This is a genomic window from Ensifer sp. 1H6 (genome assembly GCF_001976035.1).
GTDB classification, from domain to species: Bacteria; Pseudomonadota; Alphaproteobacteria; order Rhizobiales; family Rhizobiaceae; genus Ensifer; species Ensifer canadensis.
The window spans coordinates 1-15229 of sequence record NZ_MOAI01000056.1; the positions used below are offsets into that span (position 1 = coordinate 1).

A 15229-nucleotide genomic window follows, 5' to 3' on the forward strand; every position below is an offset into this window, starting at 1 on the left:
GCACGGAAATGGTTATGCCTGGCGACAACGTCACGGTTGCCGTTGAGCTGATCGTTCCGATCGCGATGGAAGAAAAGCTGCGCTTCGCTATCCGCGAAGGTGGCCGTACCGTCGGCGCCGGCATCGTCGCTTCGATCGTCGAGTAATCGGCGAACGGGCGGAATGAGGCGAGGCGCATTGTTATGCGCCTCGGACATAGCCGCCCAGCATGATTTAGTTGGTCGCACGGCTTGCCGACGACGCCGAAATAGTGCAAATGGCGCGCAAGCGTGATTTGCATGGTGCGTCGGCATAGTGCGATCGCGAAAGTACAGGCCGGCCACGGCCGCTCAAATAGGAAGGGGCAGGGGAAACCTTGTCCCTCCGATCTTTGAAAAATTAGCGGACTGGCCGAACATCAAACGAAGTTCAATGCGCGTTTCTCCACGGAAACCGCAACTAACATGAACAAGGATAAGTCGTATGAACGGCCAGAACATCCGCATCCGCCTCAAGGCGTTTGATCACCGGATCCTCGATGCCTCGACACGCGAAATCGTCTCGACGGCCAAGCGCACCGGTGCCAGCGTGCGCGGTCCAGTACCGCTGCCGACGCGCATTGAAAAATTTACGGTCAACCGTTCGCCGCACGTCGACAAGAAGAGCCGCGAACAGTTCGAAATGCGTACCCACAAGCGCCTTCTCGATATCGTAGATCCGACTCCGCAGACCGTTGACGCGCTGATGAAGCTCGACCTCGCTGCCGGCGTCGACGTGGAAATTAAGCTTTAATAACAAGGAAGGTACGTGGGCTTCGGTCCAACGGCTTCCAGAAACGGGCGACCCGGCGTTCCGCAAGGATCAGAGGGAGACCTTAAACAAGAGATGCGAAGGGGTTCGCCCCGACGTTAACTCTCAAGAGGAATGAACCGATGCGTTCAGGTGTGATTGCACAGAAAGTGGGAATGACGCGCGTCTACAACGACGCCGGCGAGCATATCCCGGTAACAGTATTGCGGCTGGAAAACTGCCAGGTGGTAGCCCAGCGCACGGACGACAAGAACGGCTATACCGCTGTCCAGTTGGGCGCCGGCACTGCCAAGGTCAAGAACACGCCGAAGGCGATGCGCGGCCACTTTGCTGCCGCCAACGTCGAACCGAAGGCGAAGCTCGTCGAATTCCGCGTTTCCGCGGACAATCTGATCGACATCGGCTCCGAACTGACCGCCAACCATTTCGTTGCGGGCCAGCTCGTCGACGTCACCGGTACCACGATCGGTAAGGGCTTTGCCGGCGCCATCAAGCGCCACAACTTCGGCGGTCTGCGTGCAACGCACGGCGTTTCCGTATCGCACCGTTCGCATGGTTCGACCGGTTCCAACCAGGATCCGGGCCGCGTCTGGAAGGGCAAGCGCATGGCTGGTCACATGGGCCAGACGCGCGTCACCACGCAGAACCTCGAAGTCGTATCGACCGATGAAGACCGCGGTCTGATCCTGGTCAAGGGCGCTGTCCCCGGCTCCAAGGGTGCCTGGATCGTCGTTCGTGACGCCATCAAGTCGGGCACCCCGGAAGGCGCACCGCGCCCCGCGGCCGTGCGCGCCGAAGCATCGAAGTAAGGGAGCCGAATAATGGATCTCACCGTCAAAACCCTCGAGGGCAAGGACGCGGGAAAGGTTTCCCTTTCGGACGCCATTTTCGGTCTCGAACCCCGTGAAGACATCATCGCCCGCGTCGTTCGCTGGCAGCTCGCTAAGAAGCAGCAGGGCACACACAAGGCCAAGGGCCGCGCGGAAGTTTCGCGCACCGGCGCCAAGATGTACAAGCAGAAGGGTACGGGCCGCGCCCGCCACCACTCCGCTCGTGCTCCACAGTTCCGTGGCGGTGGTAAGGCTCATGGCCCGGTTGTTCGCAGCCACGCCCATGACCTGCCGAAGAAGGTTCGTGCACTCGGCCTTCGCCACGCTCTGTCTGCCAAGCTGAAGGCTGAAAACATCATCGTTCTCGATGATCTCGTTGCCGCAGAAGCAAAGACGAAGACCCTGGCTGGCGTATTCGCCTCGCTCGGTCTGACCAATGCTCTGATCATCGGCGGCGCTGAAATCGAGAACAACTTCAAGCTCGCCGCTCAGAACATCCCGAATGTGGACGTTCTGCCGGTTCAGGGCATCAACGTTTACGACATTCTGCGCCGTGGCAAGCTCGTGCTTTCCAAGGCTGCCGTGGAAGCTCTGGAGGAGCGGTTCAAATGACGGATCTTCGCCACTACGACGTGATCGTGTCTCCCTCGATCACTGAAAAGTCGACGCTGGTTTCCGAACAGAACCAGATCGTCTTCAACGTCGCCAAGGGTGCTTCGAAGCCTGAAATCAAGGCTGCTGTCGAAGCTCTGTTCGGCGTCAAGGTTACGGCCGTGAACACGCTCGTCCGCAAGGGCAAGACCAAGCGGTTCCGCGGCTTTACCGGAAAGCAGAAGGACGTGAAGAAGGCGATCATCACGCTCGCCGACGGTCAGTCCATCGACGTCTCCACCGGTCTCTAACGGATAGGCCCATTAGGGTAAAAACCCAAAAGGGAACAATAAAATGGCATTGAAAAGTTTCAATCCGACGACCCCGAGCCAGCGCCAGCTGGTCATCGTTGACCGGTCCGGCCTCTACAAGGGCAAGCCGGTAAAGGCGCTGACCGAAGGTCTGCACTCCAAGGGCGGTCGCAACAACCTCGGCCGTATCACCGTTCGCTTCCAGGGCGGCGGTCACAAGCGGACCTACCGTCTGGTCGACTTCAAGCGTCGCAAGTTCGACGTAGAAGGCACCGTCGAGCGTCTGGAATATGACCCGAACCGCACCGCGTTCATCGCGCTGGTAACCTACGCCGATGGCGAACAGGCCTACATCCTCGCTCCGCAGCGTCTCGCTGCCGGCGACAAGGTCATCGCTTCGGAAAAGGCAGCAGTCGACGTCAAGCCCGGCAACACCATGCCGCTGCAGTTCATCCCGGTCGGCTCCATCATCCACAACGTGGAAATGAAGCCGGGTAAGGGCGGCCAGCTGGCTCGCTCGGCCGGTACCTACGCGCAGCTCGTTGGTCGTGACCAGGGCATGGCAATCCTTCGCCTGAACTCGGGTGAACAGCGCCTCGTGCACGGCTCTTGCCTCGCATCCATCGGTGCTGTATCGAACCCCGATCACGGCAACATCAATGACGGTAAGGCTGGTCGTTCGCGCTGGCGCGGTAAGAAGCCGCACGTTCGCGGCGTCGTCATGAACCCGGTTGACCACCCGCACGGCGGTGGTGAAGGCCGTACGTCCGGTGGTCGCCACCCGGTTACCCCTTGGGGCAAGCCGACGAAGGGCAAGCGGACGCGCTCCAACAAGTCGACCGACAAGTTCATCATGCGGTCGCGTCACCAGCGCAAGAAGTAAGAGAGGAAGTCTCAAGTGGCTCGTTCAGTATGGAAAGGTCCGTTTGTTGACGGCTATCTTCTCAAGAAGGCTGAGAAGGTTCGTGACGGCGGTCGTAACGAAGTGATCAAAATGTGGAGCCGTCGCTCCACGATCCTTCCGCAGTTCGTGGGTCTCACCTTCGGCGTCTACAACGGCAACAAGCATGTTCCCGTTTCGGTGTCAGAAGAAATGGTCGGACACAAGTTCGGTGAATTCTCTCCGACCCGGACCTATTACGGTCATGGTGCGGACAAGAAGGCAAAGAGGAAGTAACAATGGGCAAGGCAAAAGCCGAACGCCGGCTGAAGGATAATGAAGCGCAGGCAATTGCGCGCACGATCCGCGTCAGCCCCCAGAAGCTCAACCTGGTTGCAGCGATGATCCGCGGCAAGAAGGTCGAGCGCGCTCTGGCCGAACTCGAGTTCTCGCGCAAGCGGATCTCGGAAACGGTCAAGAAGACGCTTGAATCCGCGATCGCAAACGCTGAGAACAACCACGACCTCGACGTTGATTCGCTCATCGTCGCTGAGGCGTATGTTGGCAAGTCGATTGTGATGAAGCGCTTCCACGCTCGTGGTCGCGGCCGTGCATCGCGTGTTGAAAAGCCGTTCTCTCACTTGACGATCGTCGTTCGTGAAGTGGAAGCCAAAGGGGAGGCCGCATAATGGGCCAGAAGATTAATCCGATCGGTTTCCGTCTCGGCATCAACCGGACCTGGGATAGCCGTTGGTTCGCTGATAACGCGGAATACGGTCAGCTTCTTCACGAAGACCTGAAGATCCGCGCTTACCTGATGGAAGAGCTGAAGGCCGCTGGCATTGCCAAGGTCGTGATCGAGCGTCCGCACAAGAAGTGCCGCGTAACGATCCACTCGGCTCGTCCGGGCCTGATCATCGGCAAGAAGGGCGCAGACATCGAAAAGCTCCGCAAGAAGCTTTCCGAGATGACCAACTCCGAAACCCACCTCAACATCGTTGAAGTGCGCAAGCCGGAAGTTGACGCAACGCTCGTTGCCCAGTCGATCGCTCAGCAGCTCGAGCGCCGCGTGGCTTTCCGCCGTGCGATGAAGCGCGCTGTTCAGTCGGCCATGCGTCTTGGCGCCGAAGGCATTAAGATCACCTGCGCCGGTCGTCTCGGTGGTGCCGAAATCGCTCGTACCGAATGGTACCGCGAAGGTCGCGTTCCGCTGCACACTCTGCGTGCGGACATCGACTACGGTACGTCTGAAGCTCAAACCGCTTTCGGTATCTGCGGCATCAAGGTCTGGATCTTCAAGGGCGAGATCCTTGAGCACGATCCGATGGCTTCCGAGCGTCGCGCGATCGAGAGTGACAACCAGGGCGGCAGCAGCAGAGACCGTCGTCGCGAAAACGCGTAACATGCGCGCGTGGCAGCCAATATCGGAGAATTAAAAAAAATGTTGCAGCCAAAGCGTACGAAGTATCGCAAGCAATTCAAGGGCCGCATCAAGGGCGTAGCCAAGGGCGGATCTGATCTTTCCTTTGGTGAATTCGGCCTGAAGGCTCAAGAACCAAACCGCGTCAATGCGCGCGAGATCGAAGCGGCCCGCCGCGCGATCACCCGCCATATGAAGCGTGCCGGCCGCGTCTGGATCCGTGTGTTCCCTGACGTTCCGGTCACCGCCAAGCCTACCGAAGTCCGCATGGGTAAGGGTAAGGGCTCGGTTGAATACTGGGCATGCAAGGTCAAGCCTGGTCGTATGATGTTCGAGATCGATGGTGTCAGCGAAGAACTCGCCCGTGAGGCACTTCGTCTTGGTGCTGCCAAGCTCTCTGTCAAGACGCGCTTCGTGCAGCGTATCGCAGAGTAAGGAGTGAATCTCATGAAAGCCGCAGATGTTCGCGCTCTGAGCGCCGATCAACTCAACGAAGAGCTTGCCAAGCTGAAGAAAGAGCAGTTCAATCTGCGTTTCCAGAAGGCAACCGGCCAGCTCGAAAAGTCGTCGCGTATTGACGAAGTCCGTAAGGACATCGCACGCGTCAAAACAATTGCCCGCCAGAAGGCGGCAGAAGCCAAGGCCTAAGGACCACAAAATATGCCGAAACGCATTCTGCAGGGCACAGTCGTCAGCGACAAGAACGACAAGACCGTCGTCGTCAGAGTCGAGCGCCGCTTTGCGCACCCGATTCTCCAGAAGACCGTCCGCCGTTCGAAGAAGTACAAGGCGCACGACGAAAACAACCAGTACAAGGTTGGTGACGTTGTTTCCATCGAGGAATGCGCGCCGATCTCCAAGGATAAGCGCTGGACGGTGGTTGCCGCCCAGGCTTGATTTCTACGGGATTTGACCGCGAGACCCTTGCGTCTTGGGCAAATATCTGTATGAAGCACGCAATTGAAGTAGAGGAACGCTCGAGTCCGGGCGTTCTTTTGCTTTGAGATAGGCACAATAAGCCGGGCGAGGGGGTCTAGACCCAACCGGCCTGGTAACAACAAGAAGGCGACCTGACATGATTCAGATGCAAACAAACCTCGACGTGGCGGATAATTCCGGCGCACGTCGTGTCATGTGCATCAAGGTGCTGGGCGGCTCCAAGCGTAAGTACGCGTCGATCGGCGACATCATTGTCGTTTCGATCAAGGAAGCCATTCCGCGCGGCCGCGTGAAGAAGGGTGATGTCATGAAGGCTGTTGTCGTTCGCACCGCGAAAGACATCCGCCGTGCGGATGGCAGCGTCATTCGTTTTGACACAAACGCAGCCGTTCTTATCGATAACAAGAAAGAGCCGATCGGCACCCGTATCTTCGGACCGGTTCCGCGCGAACTTCGCGCCAAGAACCACATGAAGATCATCTCGCTGGCTCCGGAAGTACTCTAAGGGAGCGTTGAGAGATGCAAAAGATTCGTAAAGGCGACAAGGTCGTCGTTCTCACCGGTAAGGACAAGGGCCGTACCGGCGAAGTCGTACAGGTTATGCCGAAGGAAGATCGGGCTGTAGTGCGTGGCGTGAACATGGTGAAGCGTCACCAGCGCCAGACCCAGAGCCAGGAAGCCGGCATCATCAACAAGGAAGCCTCGATCCATCTTTCGAACATCGCGATTGCCGATCCGAAGGACGGCAAGCCGACCCGCGTCGGCTTCAAGATCGACGGTGACAAGAAGGTCCGCGTGGCCAAGCGTTCGGGAGTAGTGATCGATGGCTAAGTCCGCTTATGAGCCCCGGCTCAAGAAGGAATATGTCGAGCGTATTCGTGCGGCTATGCAGGAGAAGTTCTCCTACGCCAACGAAATGCAGATCCCGCGCCTCGACAAGATCGTCATCAACATGGGTGTTGGCGAATCGACCGGCGACTCCAAGAAGCCGACCGTCGCAGCTGCCGACCTCGCTGCGATTGCTGGTCAGAAGCCGGTAATCACCCGCGCTCGCAACTCCATCGCTGGCTTCAAGCTGCGCGAAGGCATGCCGATTGGTGCCAAGGTTACCCTGCGCGGCGTTCGGATGTATGAGTTCCTGGATCGTCTCGTGAACATCGCTCTTCCGCGTGTTCGCGACTTCCGTGGCCTCAACCCGAAGTCCTTCGATGGCCGTGGCAACTTCGCCATGGGCGTCAAGGAGCACATTGTGTTCCCTGAGATCAACTACGACAAGGTTGATCAGATGTGGGGCATGGACATCATCGTTTGCACGACGGCTACTAACGACGACGAAGCACGCGCTCTGCTCACAGAGTTCAACTTCCCGTTCCGTCAGTAATCCGTAACGACAAGCGTAAAGAAGGATAACTGTTATGGCGAAAACGAGCGCAGTTGAAAAGAACAAGCGCCGCCGCAAACTGGTTGCCGGGCAAGCCTCTAAGCGCGCCGCTCTGAAGGCAATCATCATGAACCAGTCTCTGCCGATCGAAGAGCGGTTCAAGGCAACCATCAAGCTGGCTGAACTGCCGCGTGATGGATCCAAGACCCGCATCCGCAACCGTTGTGAAGTTACGGGCCGTCCGCGCGCCTACTATCGTAAACTTCGCATGTCGCGTATTGCGCTTCGCGAACTGGGCAATTCCGGCCGCGTGCCGGGTATTGTCAAGTCGAGCTGGTAAGGAGACGGGCACATGGCAATGACTGATCCGCTGGGCGATATGCTCACCCGTATCCGTAACGGCGCGGCACGCCGCAAGTCGAGCGTTTCCACGCCGGCTTCGAAGCTCCGCGCACGTGTTCTGGATGTCCTTCAGGCTGAAGGCTACATCCGTGGATACTCTGAAGTCGTATTTGGCAACGGCAAGGCCGAGCTGAACATCGAACTGAAGTACTACGAAGGCGCTTCCGTAATCCGTGAGATCGGACGCGTTTCCAAGCCGGGCCGCCGAGTTTATGTCTCGGTTAAGTCCATTCCGCAGGTCGCGAACGGCCTCGGCATCACCATCCTTTCGACTCCGAAGGGTGTGATGGCCGATCATCAGGCACGCGAACAGAATGTTGGTGGCGAGATTCTTTGCTCCGTCTTCTAAGACGTAACATGATCTCCATAGCGAACAGACAGGTATAAAAATGTCTCGTATCGGTAAAAAGCCCGTTCAAGTTCCTGCAGGCGTCACGGCAAGCGTTGATGGCCAGAAGGTAACGGCGAAGGGCCCTAAGGGCGAACTGTTCTTTGTTGCAAACGACGAAGTATCGGTAGCGCTCGAAGACAACGCGGTTGTTGTACAGCCGCTCAACCAGAGCAAGGATGCTCGTTCCAAGTGGGGCATGTCCCGCACGATGATCGAGAACATCCTGAAGGGTGTTAAGGACGGTTACGAGCGCAAGCTCGAAATCAACGGCGTTGGTTACCGCGCTTCGCTGCAGGGCAAGAACTTGCAGCTGGCACTCGGTTTCAGCCACGACGTGGTCTACCAGACGCCGGAAGGCATCACGATCGCTGTACCGAAGCCGACGGAAATCGTCGTCTCCGGCATCAACAAGCAGCAGGTCGGCCAGGTTGCAGCGGAAATCCGCGAATACCGCGGCCCCGAGCCCTACAAGGGCAAGGGCGTCAAGTATGCCGGCGAGCGGATTGTCCGCAAAGAAGGCAAGAAGAAGTAAGGATCACGCGAAATGGCTAGCAGGAAAGATACTCTTGTGCGTCGCGCCAACCGCGTGCGCCGTCAAATCAAGGCGGTCGCGAATGGCCGTCCGCGCCTGTCGGTTCATCGCTCGTCGAAGAACATCTACGTACAGGTTATCGACGACGTGGCCGGCAAGACGCTTGCGTCTGCCTCCACGCTCGACACCGATCTGCGTTCGTCTTTGAAGACGGGCGCTGACGCGGCAGCTGCTGCTGCCGTCGGCAAGCTCATCGCTGAGCGCGCCGTAAAGGCTGGCGTCAAGGACGTTGTCTTTGATCGTGGCGCCTTCATCTATCATGGTCGCATCAAGGCTTTGGCCGAAGCTGCACGTGAAGGTGGTCTGAACTTCTGATCGGTTGCCAGGCGGGCCTTGCGCCCGCCTGGAACCCTCATAAGTTTCCGGTCGCTTCCGATCCACAGGACGGGGGCGACTTTTGTCAATCTGCCGATTGCACCCGGAAAAGAAAAAGGAAAAGGACAATGGCACAGGAAAGAAGGGGTTCTCGCGAAGATCGCCAGAACCGCGAAGAGCGCGACAGCGAATTTGTCGATAAGCTCGTAGCAATTAACCGCGTCGCCAAGGTGGTGAAGGGCGGTCGTCGTTTCGGTTTCGCAGCTCTCGTCGTCGTTGGCGACCAGAAGGGCCGCGTTGGCTTCGGTCATGGCAAGGCGCGCGAAGTGCCGGAAGCCATCCGCAAGGCAACGGAAGCCGCCAAGCGCGATCTGATCTTCGTCCCGCTGCGTGGTGGTCGTACCCTGCATCACGACGTTCACGGCCGTCACGGCGCCGGCAAGGTGCTGCTGCGTTCGGCCAAGGCCGGTACCGGTATCATCGCTGGTGGCCCGATGCGCGCCGTTTTCGAAACGCTCGGCGTTCACGACGTCGTCGCTAAGTCGACCGGTTCGTCGAACCCGTACAACATGGTTCGCGCAACGTTCGACGCCCTCAAGAACCAGATGCACCCGAAGGACATCGCAGCTCAGCGCGGCATGAAGTACGCCACGCTCCAGGCTCGTCGTGTTTCCTCCGGCGCTGCTTCCGAAGAATAAGGGAGCTGACAGATGGCTAAGAAAGAAAACGCTGCGAAGACGGTTACCGTCGAGCAGATCGGTAGCCCCATTCGCCGTCCGGCCGTACAGCGTCAGACGCTCATCGGCCTGGGCCTCAACAAGATGCACCGGGTTCGCACGCTGGAAGATACCCCAGCTGTTCGCGGCATGATCCGGTCGGTCCAGCACCTCGTTCGCGTCGTCGACGAGAAGTGAGGGGGATAAGCTCATGAAACTGAATGAAATCAAGGACAACGAAGGCTCGACCAAGAACCGCAAGCGTCTTGGCCGTGGCATCGGTTCCGGCTCCGGCAAGACTGCCGGTCGCGGTGTGAAGGGTCAGAAGGCTCGTTCGGGCGTTGCCATCAACGGCTTCGAAGGCGGCCAGATGCCAATCTACCGTCGTCTGCCGAAGCGCGGCTTCAACAACATCTTCGCTTCGGAGTTTGTTGTCGTGTCGCTCGGCCGCATCCAGACGGCTATCGACGCCAAGAAGCTTGACGCTTCGAAGACCGTCGATGCAGCAGCTCTCAAGGCTGCCGGCGTGATCCGTCGCGAAAAGGACGGCGTTCGCGTCCTGGCCGATGGCGAACTGAAGGCGAAGATCTCGCTCGAAGTTGCAGGTGCTTCCAAGCCGGCGATCGAAAAGATCGAAAAGGCTGGCGGCTCCATCAAGCTGCTTTCGGCTGCTGCCGAATAATATTACTGATCAACCGCCCGGGGTGCTTCACTCCGGGCGGTTTTGCTCCCATATGTGAGCCTCACGTCCGCGATGGCGAATCGCTCGCCTCGGCGGACATAGCGGAAACCACGGTGAGGCATCCGATTGCAGACACAATCGCCTCGCGTCCGGTTTTCAAGACGAAAAGTTAGTCCTTCCGGAACGGACAGGGTACTCCCGCTGATTCCGAGATTTGGTACGCGGAGAATTGCATGGCTTCTGCAGCGGAACAGCTCGCCTCGAACCTGAATTTCTCGACTTTCGCCAAGGCGGAAGATCTGAAGAAACGACTGTGGTTCACGCTTGGTGCGCTTTTGGTCTACCGTCTTGGCACCTATATCCCGCTGCCCGGCCTCAACCCGGACGCGTTTGCGCAGGCCTTCCAAGGCCAGAGCGGCGGCATTCTCGGGCTCTTCAACATGTTTTCGGGCGGCGCAGTGGAGCGCATGGCGATCTTCGCGCTCGGCATCATGCCCTATATCTCTGCCTCGATCATCGTTCAGCTGATGACCTCCGTCGTTCCGGCGCTGGAACAGCTGAAGAAAGAAGGCGAGCAGGGTCGCAAGATCATCAATCAGTACACCCGCTACGGCACGGTGCTTCTCGGCGTCATGCAGGCCTATGGCATTGCCGTCGGCCTTGAGAGCGGCAACGGCCTCGTGAACGATCCGGGTTGGTTCTTCCGTATTTCCACGGTTATCTCGCTGCTCGGCGGCACGATGTTCCTGATGTGGCTCGGCGAGCAGATCACATCGCGGGGCATCGGTAACGGCATCTCACTGATCATCTTCGCCGGCATCGTCGCCCATCTGCCGACGGCTCTTGCCGGAACGCTCGAGCTTGGCCGCACCGGTGCGCTTTCGACCCCGTTGATCCTGGCGATCATCGTCATGGTCGTTGCCGTCATCGCGCTCATCGTCTTCGTCGAACGCGCCCAGCGTCGTCTTCTGATCCAGTATCCGAAGCGCCAGGTCGGCAACCGCATGTTCCAGGGCGACACGTCGCACTTGCCGCTGAAGCTCAACACTGCGGGTGTTATCCCGGCGATCTTCGCATCGTCGCTGCTGCTGCTGCCGGCGACGCTTGCTGGTTTTGCCAACACCGCGGCGTTGCCCGGCTGGGCCACATCTATCGTCAGCGCGCTCGGTCACGGCCAGCCGCTCTACATGGTGCTCTACGGCGGCATGATTGCGTTCTTCGCCTTCTTCTACACGGCCATCGTCTTCAATCCGAAGGACACAGCCGACAATCTGAAGAAGCATGGCGGCTTCATTCCGGGCATCCGCCCGGGCGAGCGTACGGCTGAATACATCGACTACGTTCTGACGCGCATCACCGTGCTTGGAGCGATCTACCTGATCTTCGTCTGTATCCTGCCCGAAATCCTCATCGCCCAGACTGGCGTGCCGTTCTACCTTGGTGGTACGTCGCTTTTGATTGTTGTCAGCGTTACCCTTGATACGGTAGCACAGATCCAGGGTCACCTCATCGCTCAGCAGTATGAGGGGCTGATCAAGAAGTCGAAGCTGCGCGGAGGAAAGAGGGGACGATGAGACTGATTTTTTTGGGACCGCCCGGAGCTGGCAAGGGGACACAAGCCAAGCTTCTGACGGAGAGGTACGGTATTCCGCAGCTTTCCACAGGTGACATGCTGCGGGCGGCCGTCGCCCAGGCGACCGACGTCGGCAAGCGCGCCAAGGCTGTTATGGACGCCGGACAGCTCGTTTCTGATGCGATCGTCAACGAGATCGTGTCGGACCGGATCGACGCCCCGGATTGTGCCAACGGCTTTATCCTCGACGGATATCCGCGCACGGTCCCGCAGGCGGTCGCTCTCGGCCAGATGCTTAAAGGCAAGGGCTTGAAGCTCGATGCCGTGATCGAGCTCAAGGTCGACGAGACGGCGCTTGTAAAGCGTATGGAGAATCGCGTAGCGGAAACTATCGCTGCGGGCGGCTCGGTCAGATCGGACGATAATCCGGAAGCCTTCAAGCGTCGGCTGACGGAATATCGGGAAAAGACCGCACCTTTGTCGGAGCACTATGCCGGCACCGGTGAGCTTAAGACGGTCGACGGCATGGCCGATGTAGACGCCGTGACTGCACAGATCGAGAAGATTCTGGCCTAGACCCTGGGTCTTTGCCGAAAAGGAACCGCCGGGGAGTTGACTTTTCCGGCTGATTCCGCCAAAGACAGCGCCAACTCGCGACATGGGAGCGATCGGCGCGGTCTTCAACGAAACGAAGTCCGGGTACGGTCGGTTTTGACGTGTCTCGAACCTCAATCAACGTGCGGCTCTTGAGGTCGCGTAACGAAGCACCTATTGCCGGATGGCAACTGGAACGCAAGGAGAATAGACGTGGCACGTATCGCTGGCGTCAACATCCCGACGGCAAAGCGCGTTGTTATCGCGCTGACCTACATTCACGGGATCGGACCGAAATTCGCACAGGAAATCGTCGAGAAGGTCGGTATTCCGGCTGATCGCCGCGTGCATCAGTTGACGGACGCTGAAGTTCTTCAGATCCGCGAAACGATCGACCGCGACTACCAGGTTGAAGGTGACCTGCGTCGCGACACGTCGATGAACATCAAGCGTCTGATGGACCTGGGCTGCTACCGCGGCCTGCGTCATCGCCGCAGCCTGCCGGTGCGCGGTCAGCGTACCCACACCAATGCCCGCACCCGCAAGGGTCCGGCAAAGGCGATCGCCGGTAAGAAGAAGTAATTTCCCGAATAGGGAGATTGGGAGGCTGGCGCACGCGCCGGCCTCCTTTTGCAGTTTGGGAAGGGCGTTGCCCGACCGTCGCATTGCCTAACCGGTTTTGCGAAATGCCTGCAGGGCCGGTTCCACCGGTCCTGGATGAAACTGAAGAAGCAGGGCAGGGGACGAAAATTCCTTTCCCGGTGGAGCCGCTGGAATTACGGCGGTGCAGAGATCTAAGAAAGGGATCCTATGGCCAAGGAAGCCACCCGCGTTCGCCGTCGCGAACGCAAGAACATCACGTCTGGCGTCGCGCACGTCAATTCGTCGTTCAACAACACCATGATCACCATCACCGACGCACAGGGCAACGCAATTGCCTGGTCGTCTGCCGGTGCCAAGGGTTTCAAGGGCTCGCGTAAGTCGACCCCGTTTGCCGCTCAGATCGCCGCTGAAGACTGCGCCAAGAAGGCCCAGGAACACGGCATGAAGTCGCTTGAAGTTGAAGTTTGCGGTCCGGGTTCCGGCCGTGAATCCGCACTTCGCGCGCTGCAGGCTGCGGGCTTCATGATCACCTCGATCCGCGATGTGACCCCGATCCCGCACAACGGTTGCCGCCCGCGCAAGAAGCGCCGCGTCTGATCATTTGCGTTCAAAATGCCGGTGAGGGCGCTTCGGCGTGCTCCCGGACTTCGGGGCTCGGTTGTCACGATTGGATGGTGACAACGAACGGAAGGCACAAAACATGATCCAGAAAAATTGGCAGGAACTGATCAAGCCGAACAAGGTGGAGTTCATCTCCTCGGGCCGCACCAAGGCAACGTTGGTCGCGGAACCGCTTGAACGCGGCTTTGGTCTGACGCTCGGCAACGCGCTTCGCCGCGTGCTGCTGTCGTCGCTTCGCGGTGCTGCTGTTACCGCGGTGCAGATCGACGGCGTCCTGCACGAGTTCTCCTCTATCCCGGGCGTTCGGGAAGACGTGACGGACATCGTGCTCAACATCAAGGAAATCGCCATCAAGATGGATGGCGACGACGCAAAGCGCATGGTTGTGCGCAAGCAGGGTCCGGGCGTTGTAACCGCCGGTGACATCCAGACGGTTGGCGACATCGAAATCCTCAACCCGAACCATGTGATCTGCACCCTCGACGAGGGCGCTGAAATCCGCATGGAGTTCACCGTCAACAACGGCAAGGGCTACGTTCCGGCTGACCGTAACCGTTCGGAAGATGCTCCGATCGGCCTCATCCCGGTCGACAGCCTGTACTCGCCGGTCAAGAAGGTCTCGTACAAGGTGGAAAACACCCGCGAAGGCCAGGTTCTTGATTATGACAAGCTGACGATGTCCATCGAGACGGACGGCTCCGTCACCGGTGAAGATGCGATCGCGTTTGCGGCCCGCATCCTTCAGGACCAGCTGTCGGTTTTCGTCAACTTCGACGAGCCGCAGAAGGAAGCAGAGGAAGAGGCAGTCACCGAGCTCGCCTTCAACCCGGCGCTTCTCAAGAAGGTCGACGAACTGGAACTTTCCGTCCGTTCGGCCAACTGCCTGAAGAACGACAACATCGTCTACATCGGCGACCTCATTCAGAAGACCGAAGCAGAAATGCTCCGCACGCCGAATTTTGGTCGCAAGTCGCTGAACGAAATCAAGGAAGTTCTCGCTTCCATGGGCCTGCACCTCGGCATGGAAGTGCCGTCCTGGCCGCCTGAGAACATCGAAGATCTCGCCAAGCGTTACGAAGACCAATACTAACCATTAGACTGCGGGCAGATGCCTGCAAGTGAAGGAGAATAGCAATGCGCCACGGTAAAGCCGGCCGCAAGCTGAATAGAACCGCCAGCCACCGCAAGGCGATGTTTGCCAACATGGCAGCTTCGCTGATCGAGCACGAGCAGATCGTTACGACCCTGCCGAAGGCTAAGGAAATCCGCCCGATCGTTGAAAAGCTCGTCACTCTCGGCAAGCGCGGCGACCTGCATGCTCGTCGTCAGGCGATCTCGCAGATCCGCGACGCCGCTGTCGTTTCGAAGCTGTTCGACACGATCGCATCGCGTTACGCCACCCGCAACGGCGGCTACCTGCGTATCATGAAGGCTGGTTTCCGCCAGGGCGACAACGCTGCTCTCGCCGTCATCGAATTCGTTGACCGCGACACCGATGCAAAGGGTGCGAAGGATCGCGCTCGCGTCGCAGCTGAAGCTGACGCCGCAGAAGCAGCCTGATCTTTTCAGGTAAGCTGAATTGAAAGCGGCCGGGTGTTC

27 protein-coding genes and 1 pseudogene are annotated in these 15229 nt (G+C 58.7%); all 28 read left to right on the forward strand.

Going from position 1 to position 15229, the window contains the following annotated elements:
* A pseudogene (tuf, locus tag BKP54_RS33620) lies at positions 1–146 on the forward strand (elongation factor Tu); the annotation flags it as partial.
* Between the two features lie 316 nt (positions 147–462).
* Complete coding sequence (rpsJ, locus tag BKP54_RS33625) at positions 463–771, forward strand: 30S ribosomal protein S10 (protein WP_003507767.1); 309 nt, start codon at positions 463–465, stop codon at positions 769–771.
* 140 nt (positions 772–911) lie between these two features.
* Complete coding sequence (gene rplC, locus BKP54_RS33630) at positions 912–1598, forward strand: 50S ribosomal protein L3 (RefSeq protein ID WP_025426664.1); 687 nt, start codon at positions 912–914, stop codon at positions 1596–1598.
* A 12-nt stretch (positions 1599–1610) separates the two neighbouring features.
* Complete coding sequence (rplD, locus tag BKP54_RS33635) at positions 1611–2231, forward strand: 50S ribosomal protein L4 (protein WP_025426665.1); 621 nt, start codon at positions 1611–1613, stop codon at positions 2229–2231.
* Entirely contained in the window at positions 2228–2521 is a 294-nt protein-coding gene (locus BKP54_RS33640; protein ID WP_025426666.1) for a 50S ribosomal protein L23, read from the forward strand. Before rplD ends, BKP54_RS33640 begins: the two co-directional genes overlap by 4 nt.
* Before the next feature lie 43 nt (positions 2522–2564).
* Positions 2565–3404, forward strand: coding sequence for a 50S ribosomal protein L2 (gene rplB, locus BKP54_RS33645; protein ID WP_025426667.1), 840 nt, complete (start codon positions 2565–2567; stop codon positions 3402–3404).
* Between the two features lie 15 nt (positions 3405–3419).
* Positions 3420–3698, forward strand: coding sequence for a 30S ribosomal protein S19 (rpsS, locus tag BKP54_RS33650; protein ID WP_025426668.1), 279 nt, complete (start codon positions 3420–3422; stop codon positions 3696–3698).
* Positions 3699–3700: 2 nt separating this feature from the next.
* Positions 3701–4090: a 50S ribosomal protein L22 gene (gene rplV, locus BKP54_RS33655; RefSeq protein ID WP_025426669.1), complete on the forward strand. Its 390-nt coding sequence runs from the start codon at positions 3701–3703 to the stop codon at positions 4088–4090.
* Positions 4090–4803, forward strand: coding sequence for a 30S ribosomal protein S3 (gene rpsC, locus BKP54_RS33660; protein ID WP_025426670.1), 714 nt, complete (start codon positions 4090–4092; stop codon positions 4801–4803). Before rplV ends, rpsC begins: the two co-directional genes overlap by 1 nt.
* Before the next feature lie 39 nt (positions 4804–4842).
* The gene (gene rplP / locus BKP54_RS33665) at positions 4843–5256 is read left to right on the forward strand and encodes a 50S ribosomal protein L16 (protein ID WP_025426671.1); all 414 of its coding nucleotides are present in this window, start codon (positions 4843–4845) and stop codon (positions 5254–5256) included.
* A gap of 12 nt (positions 5257–5268) precedes the next feature.
* On the forward strand, positions 5269–5469 hold the full coding sequence (gene rpmC, locus BKP54_RS33670) for a 50S ribosomal protein L29 (RefSeq protein WP_025426672.1): 201 nt from the start codon (positions 5269–5271) through the stop codon (positions 5467–5469).
* 12 nt (positions 5470–5481) lie between these two features.
* Positions 5482–5718 carry a 30S ribosomal protein S17 gene (gene rpsQ / locus BKP54_RS33675; RefSeq protein WP_025426673.1) on the forward strand — a complete coding sequence of 79 codons (237 nt, stop codon included), beginning with the start codon at positions 5482–5484 and terminating at the stop codon, positions 5716–5718.
* Between the two features lie 178 nt (positions 5719–5896).
* Complete coding sequence (rplN, locus tag BKP54_RS33680; RefSeq protein WP_003536525.1) at positions 5897–6265, forward strand: 50S ribosomal protein L14; 369 nt, start codon at positions 5897–5899, stop codon at positions 6263–6265.
* Between the two features lie 14 nt (positions 6266–6279).
* On the forward strand, positions 6280–6591 hold the full coding sequence (rplX, locus tag BKP54_RS33685) for a 50S ribosomal protein L24 (RefSeq protein ID WP_025426674.1): 312 nt from the start codon (positions 6280–6282) through the stop codon (positions 6589–6591).
* Positions 6584–7141: a 50S ribosomal protein L5 gene (gene rplE, locus BKP54_RS33690; protein ID WP_025426675.1), complete on the forward strand. Its 558-nt coding sequence runs from the start codon at positions 6584–6586 to the stop codon at positions 7139–7141. The genes rplX and rplE overlap by 8 nt, the downstream gene beginning before the upstream one ends.
* A gap of 34 nt (positions 7142–7175) precedes the next feature.
* Entirely contained in the window at positions 7176–7481 is a 306-nt protein-coding gene (rpsN, locus tag BKP54_RS33695; RefSeq protein ID WP_025426676.1) for a 30S ribosomal protein S14, read from the forward strand.
* A gap of 12 nt (positions 7482–7493) precedes the next feature.
* Positions 7494–7892, forward strand: coding sequence for a 30S ribosomal protein S8 (rpsH, locus tag BKP54_RS33700; RefSeq protein ID WP_025426677.1), 399 nt, complete (start codon positions 7494–7496; stop codon positions 7890–7892).
* A gap of 40 nt (positions 7893–7932) precedes the next feature.
* Positions 7933–8466, forward strand: a complete 534-nt coding sequence (gene rplF, locus BKP54_RS33705; RefSeq protein WP_025426678.1) for a 50S ribosomal protein L6 — start codon at positions 7933–7935, stop codon at positions 8464–8466.
* 12 nt (positions 8467–8478) lie between these two features.
* On the forward strand, positions 8479–8841 hold the full coding sequence (gene rplR / locus BKP54_RS33710) for a 50S ribosomal protein L18 (RefSeq protein WP_025426679.1): 363 nt from the start codon (positions 8479–8481) through the stop codon (positions 8839–8841).
* 128 nt (positions 8842–8969) lie between these two features.
* On the forward strand, positions 8970–9539 hold the full coding sequence (gene rpsE / locus BKP54_RS33715; RefSeq protein WP_025426680.1) for a 30S ribosomal protein S5: 570 nt from the start codon (positions 8970–8972) through the stop codon (positions 9537–9539).
* Positions 9540–9551: 12 nt separating this feature from the next.
* Entirely contained in the window at positions 9552–9755 is a 204-nt protein-coding gene (gene rpmD / locus BKP54_RS33720; protein WP_025426681.1) for a 50S ribosomal protein L30, read from the forward strand.
* A 13-nt stretch (positions 9756–9768) separates the two neighbouring features.
* Entirely contained in the window at positions 9769–10239 is a 471-nt protein-coding gene (rplO, locus tag BKP54_RS33725; protein ID WP_025426682.1) for a 50S ribosomal protein L15, read from the forward strand.
* A 233-nt stretch (positions 10240–10472) separates the two neighbouring features.
* Positions 10473–11813: a preprotein translocase subunit SecY gene (gene secY, locus BKP54_RS33730; RefSeq protein ID WP_025426683.1), complete on the forward strand. Its 1341-nt coding sequence runs from the start codon at positions 10473–10475 to the stop codon at positions 11811–11813.
* The gene (locus BKP54_RS33735; RefSeq protein WP_025426684.1) at positions 11810–12388 is read left to right on the forward strand and encodes an adenylate kinase; all 579 of its coding nucleotides are present in this window, start codon (positions 11810–11812) and stop codon (positions 12386–12388) included. The genes secY and BKP54_RS33735 overlap by 4 nt, the downstream gene beginning before the upstream one ends.
* Before the next feature lie 231 nt (positions 12389–12619).
* A complete protein-coding gene (rpsM, locus tag BKP54_RS33740; RefSeq protein ID WP_025426685.1) occupies positions 12620–12988 on the forward strand; it encodes a 30S ribosomal protein S13 in 369 nt (122 codons plus the stop codon).
* A 228-nt stretch (positions 12989–13216) separates the two neighbouring features.
* Complete coding sequence (gene rpsK / locus BKP54_RS33745) at positions 13217–13606, forward strand: 30S ribosomal protein S11 (RefSeq protein WP_003536496.1); 390 nt, start codon at positions 13217–13219, stop codon at positions 13604–13606.
* Between the two features lie 103 nt (positions 13607–13709).
* Positions 13710–14720, forward strand: a complete 1011-nt coding sequence (locus tag BKP54_RS33750; RefSeq protein ID WP_025426686.1) for a DNA-directed RNA polymerase subunit alpha — start codon at positions 13710–13712, stop codon at positions 14718–14720.
* A 44-nt stretch (positions 14721–14764) separates the two neighbouring features.
* Positions 14765–15190: a 50S ribosomal protein L17 gene (gene rplQ / locus BKP54_RS33755; RefSeq protein ID WP_025426687.1), complete on the forward strand. Its 426-nt coding sequence runs from the start codon at positions 14765–14767 to the stop codon at positions 15188–15190.
* Positions 15191–15229: the final 39 nt, after the last annotated feature.

Excerpts from the sequence above, each read along its gene's own strand:
- rpsK (WP_003536496.1), top strand. The coding sequence starts at position 13,217 with ATGGCCAAGGAAGCCACCCGCGTTCGCCGTCGCGAACGCAAGAACATC.
- BKP54_RS33735 (WP_025426684.1), top strand. The coding sequence starts at position 11,810 with ATGAGACTGATTTTTTTGGGACCGCCCGGAGCTGGCAAGGGGACACAA.
- rplR (WP_025426679.1), top strand. The coding sequence starts at position 8,479 with ATGGCTAGCAGGAAAGATACTCTTGTGCGTCGCGCCAACCGCGTGCGC.
- rplE (WP_025426675.1), top strand. The coding sequence starts at position 6,584 with ATGGCTAAGTCCGCTTATGAGCCCCGGCTCAAGAAGGAATATGTCGAG.
- rplB (WP_025426667.1), top strand. The coding sequence starts at position 2,565 with ATGGCATTGAAAAGTTTCAATCCGACGACCCCGAGCCAGCGCCAGCTG.
- rplQ (WP_025426687.1), top strand. The coding sequence starts at position 14,765 with ATGCGCCACGGTAAAGCCGGCCGCAAGCTGAATAGAACCGCCAGCCAC.
- rpmD (WP_025426681.1), top strand. The coding sequence starts at position 9,552 with ATGGCTAAGAAAGAAAACGCTGCGAAGACGGTTACCGTCGAGCAGATC.
- rpsE (WP_025426680.1), top strand. The coding sequence starts at position 8,970 with ATGGCACAGGAAAGAAGGGGTTCTCGCGAAGATCGCCAGAACCGCGAA.
- rplV (WP_025426669.1), top strand. The coding sequence starts at position 3,701 with ATGGGCAAGGCAAAAGCCGAACGCCGGCTGAAGGATAATGAAGCGCAG.
- BKP54_RS33640 (WP_025426666.1), top strand. The coding sequence starts at position 2,228 with ATGACGGATCTTCGCCACTACGACGTGATCGTGTCTCCCTCGATCACT.
- rpsN (WP_025426676.1), top strand. The coding sequence starts at position 7,176 with ATGGCGAAAACGAGCGCAGTTGAAAAGAACAAGCGCCGCCGCAAACTG.
- rpsJ (WP_003507767.1), top strand. The coding sequence starts at position 463 with ATGAACGGCCAGAACATCCGCATCCGCCTCAAGGCGTTTGATCACCGG.
- rpsC (WP_025426670.1), top strand. The coding sequence starts at position 4,090 with ATGGGCCAGAAGATTAATCCGATCGGTTTCCGTCTCGGCATCAACCGG.
- rpsH (WP_025426677.1), top strand. The coding sequence starts at position 7,494 with ATGGCAATGACTGATCCGCTGGGCGATATGCTCACCCGTATCCGTAAC.
- BKP54_RS33750 (WP_025426686.1), top strand. The coding sequence starts at position 13,710 with ATGATCCAGAAAAATTGGCAGGAACTGATCAAGCCGAACAAGGTGGAG.
- rplP (WP_025426671.1), top strand. The coding sequence starts at position 4,843 with ATGTTGCAGCCAAAGCGTACGAAGTATCGCAAGCAATTCAAGGGCCGC.
- rplO (WP_025426682.1), top strand. The coding sequence starts at position 9,769 with ATGAAACTGAATGAAATCAAGGACAACGAAGGCTCGACCAAGAACCGC.
- rplC (WP_025426664.1), top strand. The coding sequence starts at position 912 with ATGCGTTCAGGTGTGATTGCACAGAAAGTGGGAATGACGCGCGTCTAC.
- rplX (WP_025426674.1), top strand. The coding sequence starts at position 6,280 with ATGCAAAAGATTCGTAAAGGCGACAAGGTCGTCGTTCTCACCGGTAAG.
- rpsQ (WP_025426673.1), top strand. The coding sequence starts at position 5,482 with ATGCCGAAACGCATTCTGCAGGGCACAGTCGTCAGCGACAAGAACGAC.
- rplD (WP_025426665.1), top strand. The coding sequence starts at position 1,611 with ATGGATCTCACCGTCAAAACCCTCGAGGGCAAGGACGCGGGAAAGGTT.
- secY (WP_025426683.1), top strand. The coding sequence starts at position 10,473 with ATGGCTTCTGCAGCGGAACAGCTCGCCTCGAACCTGAATTTCTCGACT.
- rplN (WP_003536525.1), top strand. The coding sequence starts at position 5,897 with ATGATTCAGATGCAAACAAACCTCGACGTGGCGGATAATTCCGGCGCA.
- rplF (WP_025426678.1), top strand. The coding sequence starts at position 7,933 with ATGTCTCGTATCGGTAAAAAGCCCGTTCAAGTTCCTGCAGGCGTCACG.
- rpmC (WP_025426672.1), top strand. The coding sequence starts at position 5,269 with ATGAAAGCCGCAGATGTTCGCGCTCTGAGCGCCGATCAACTCAACGAA.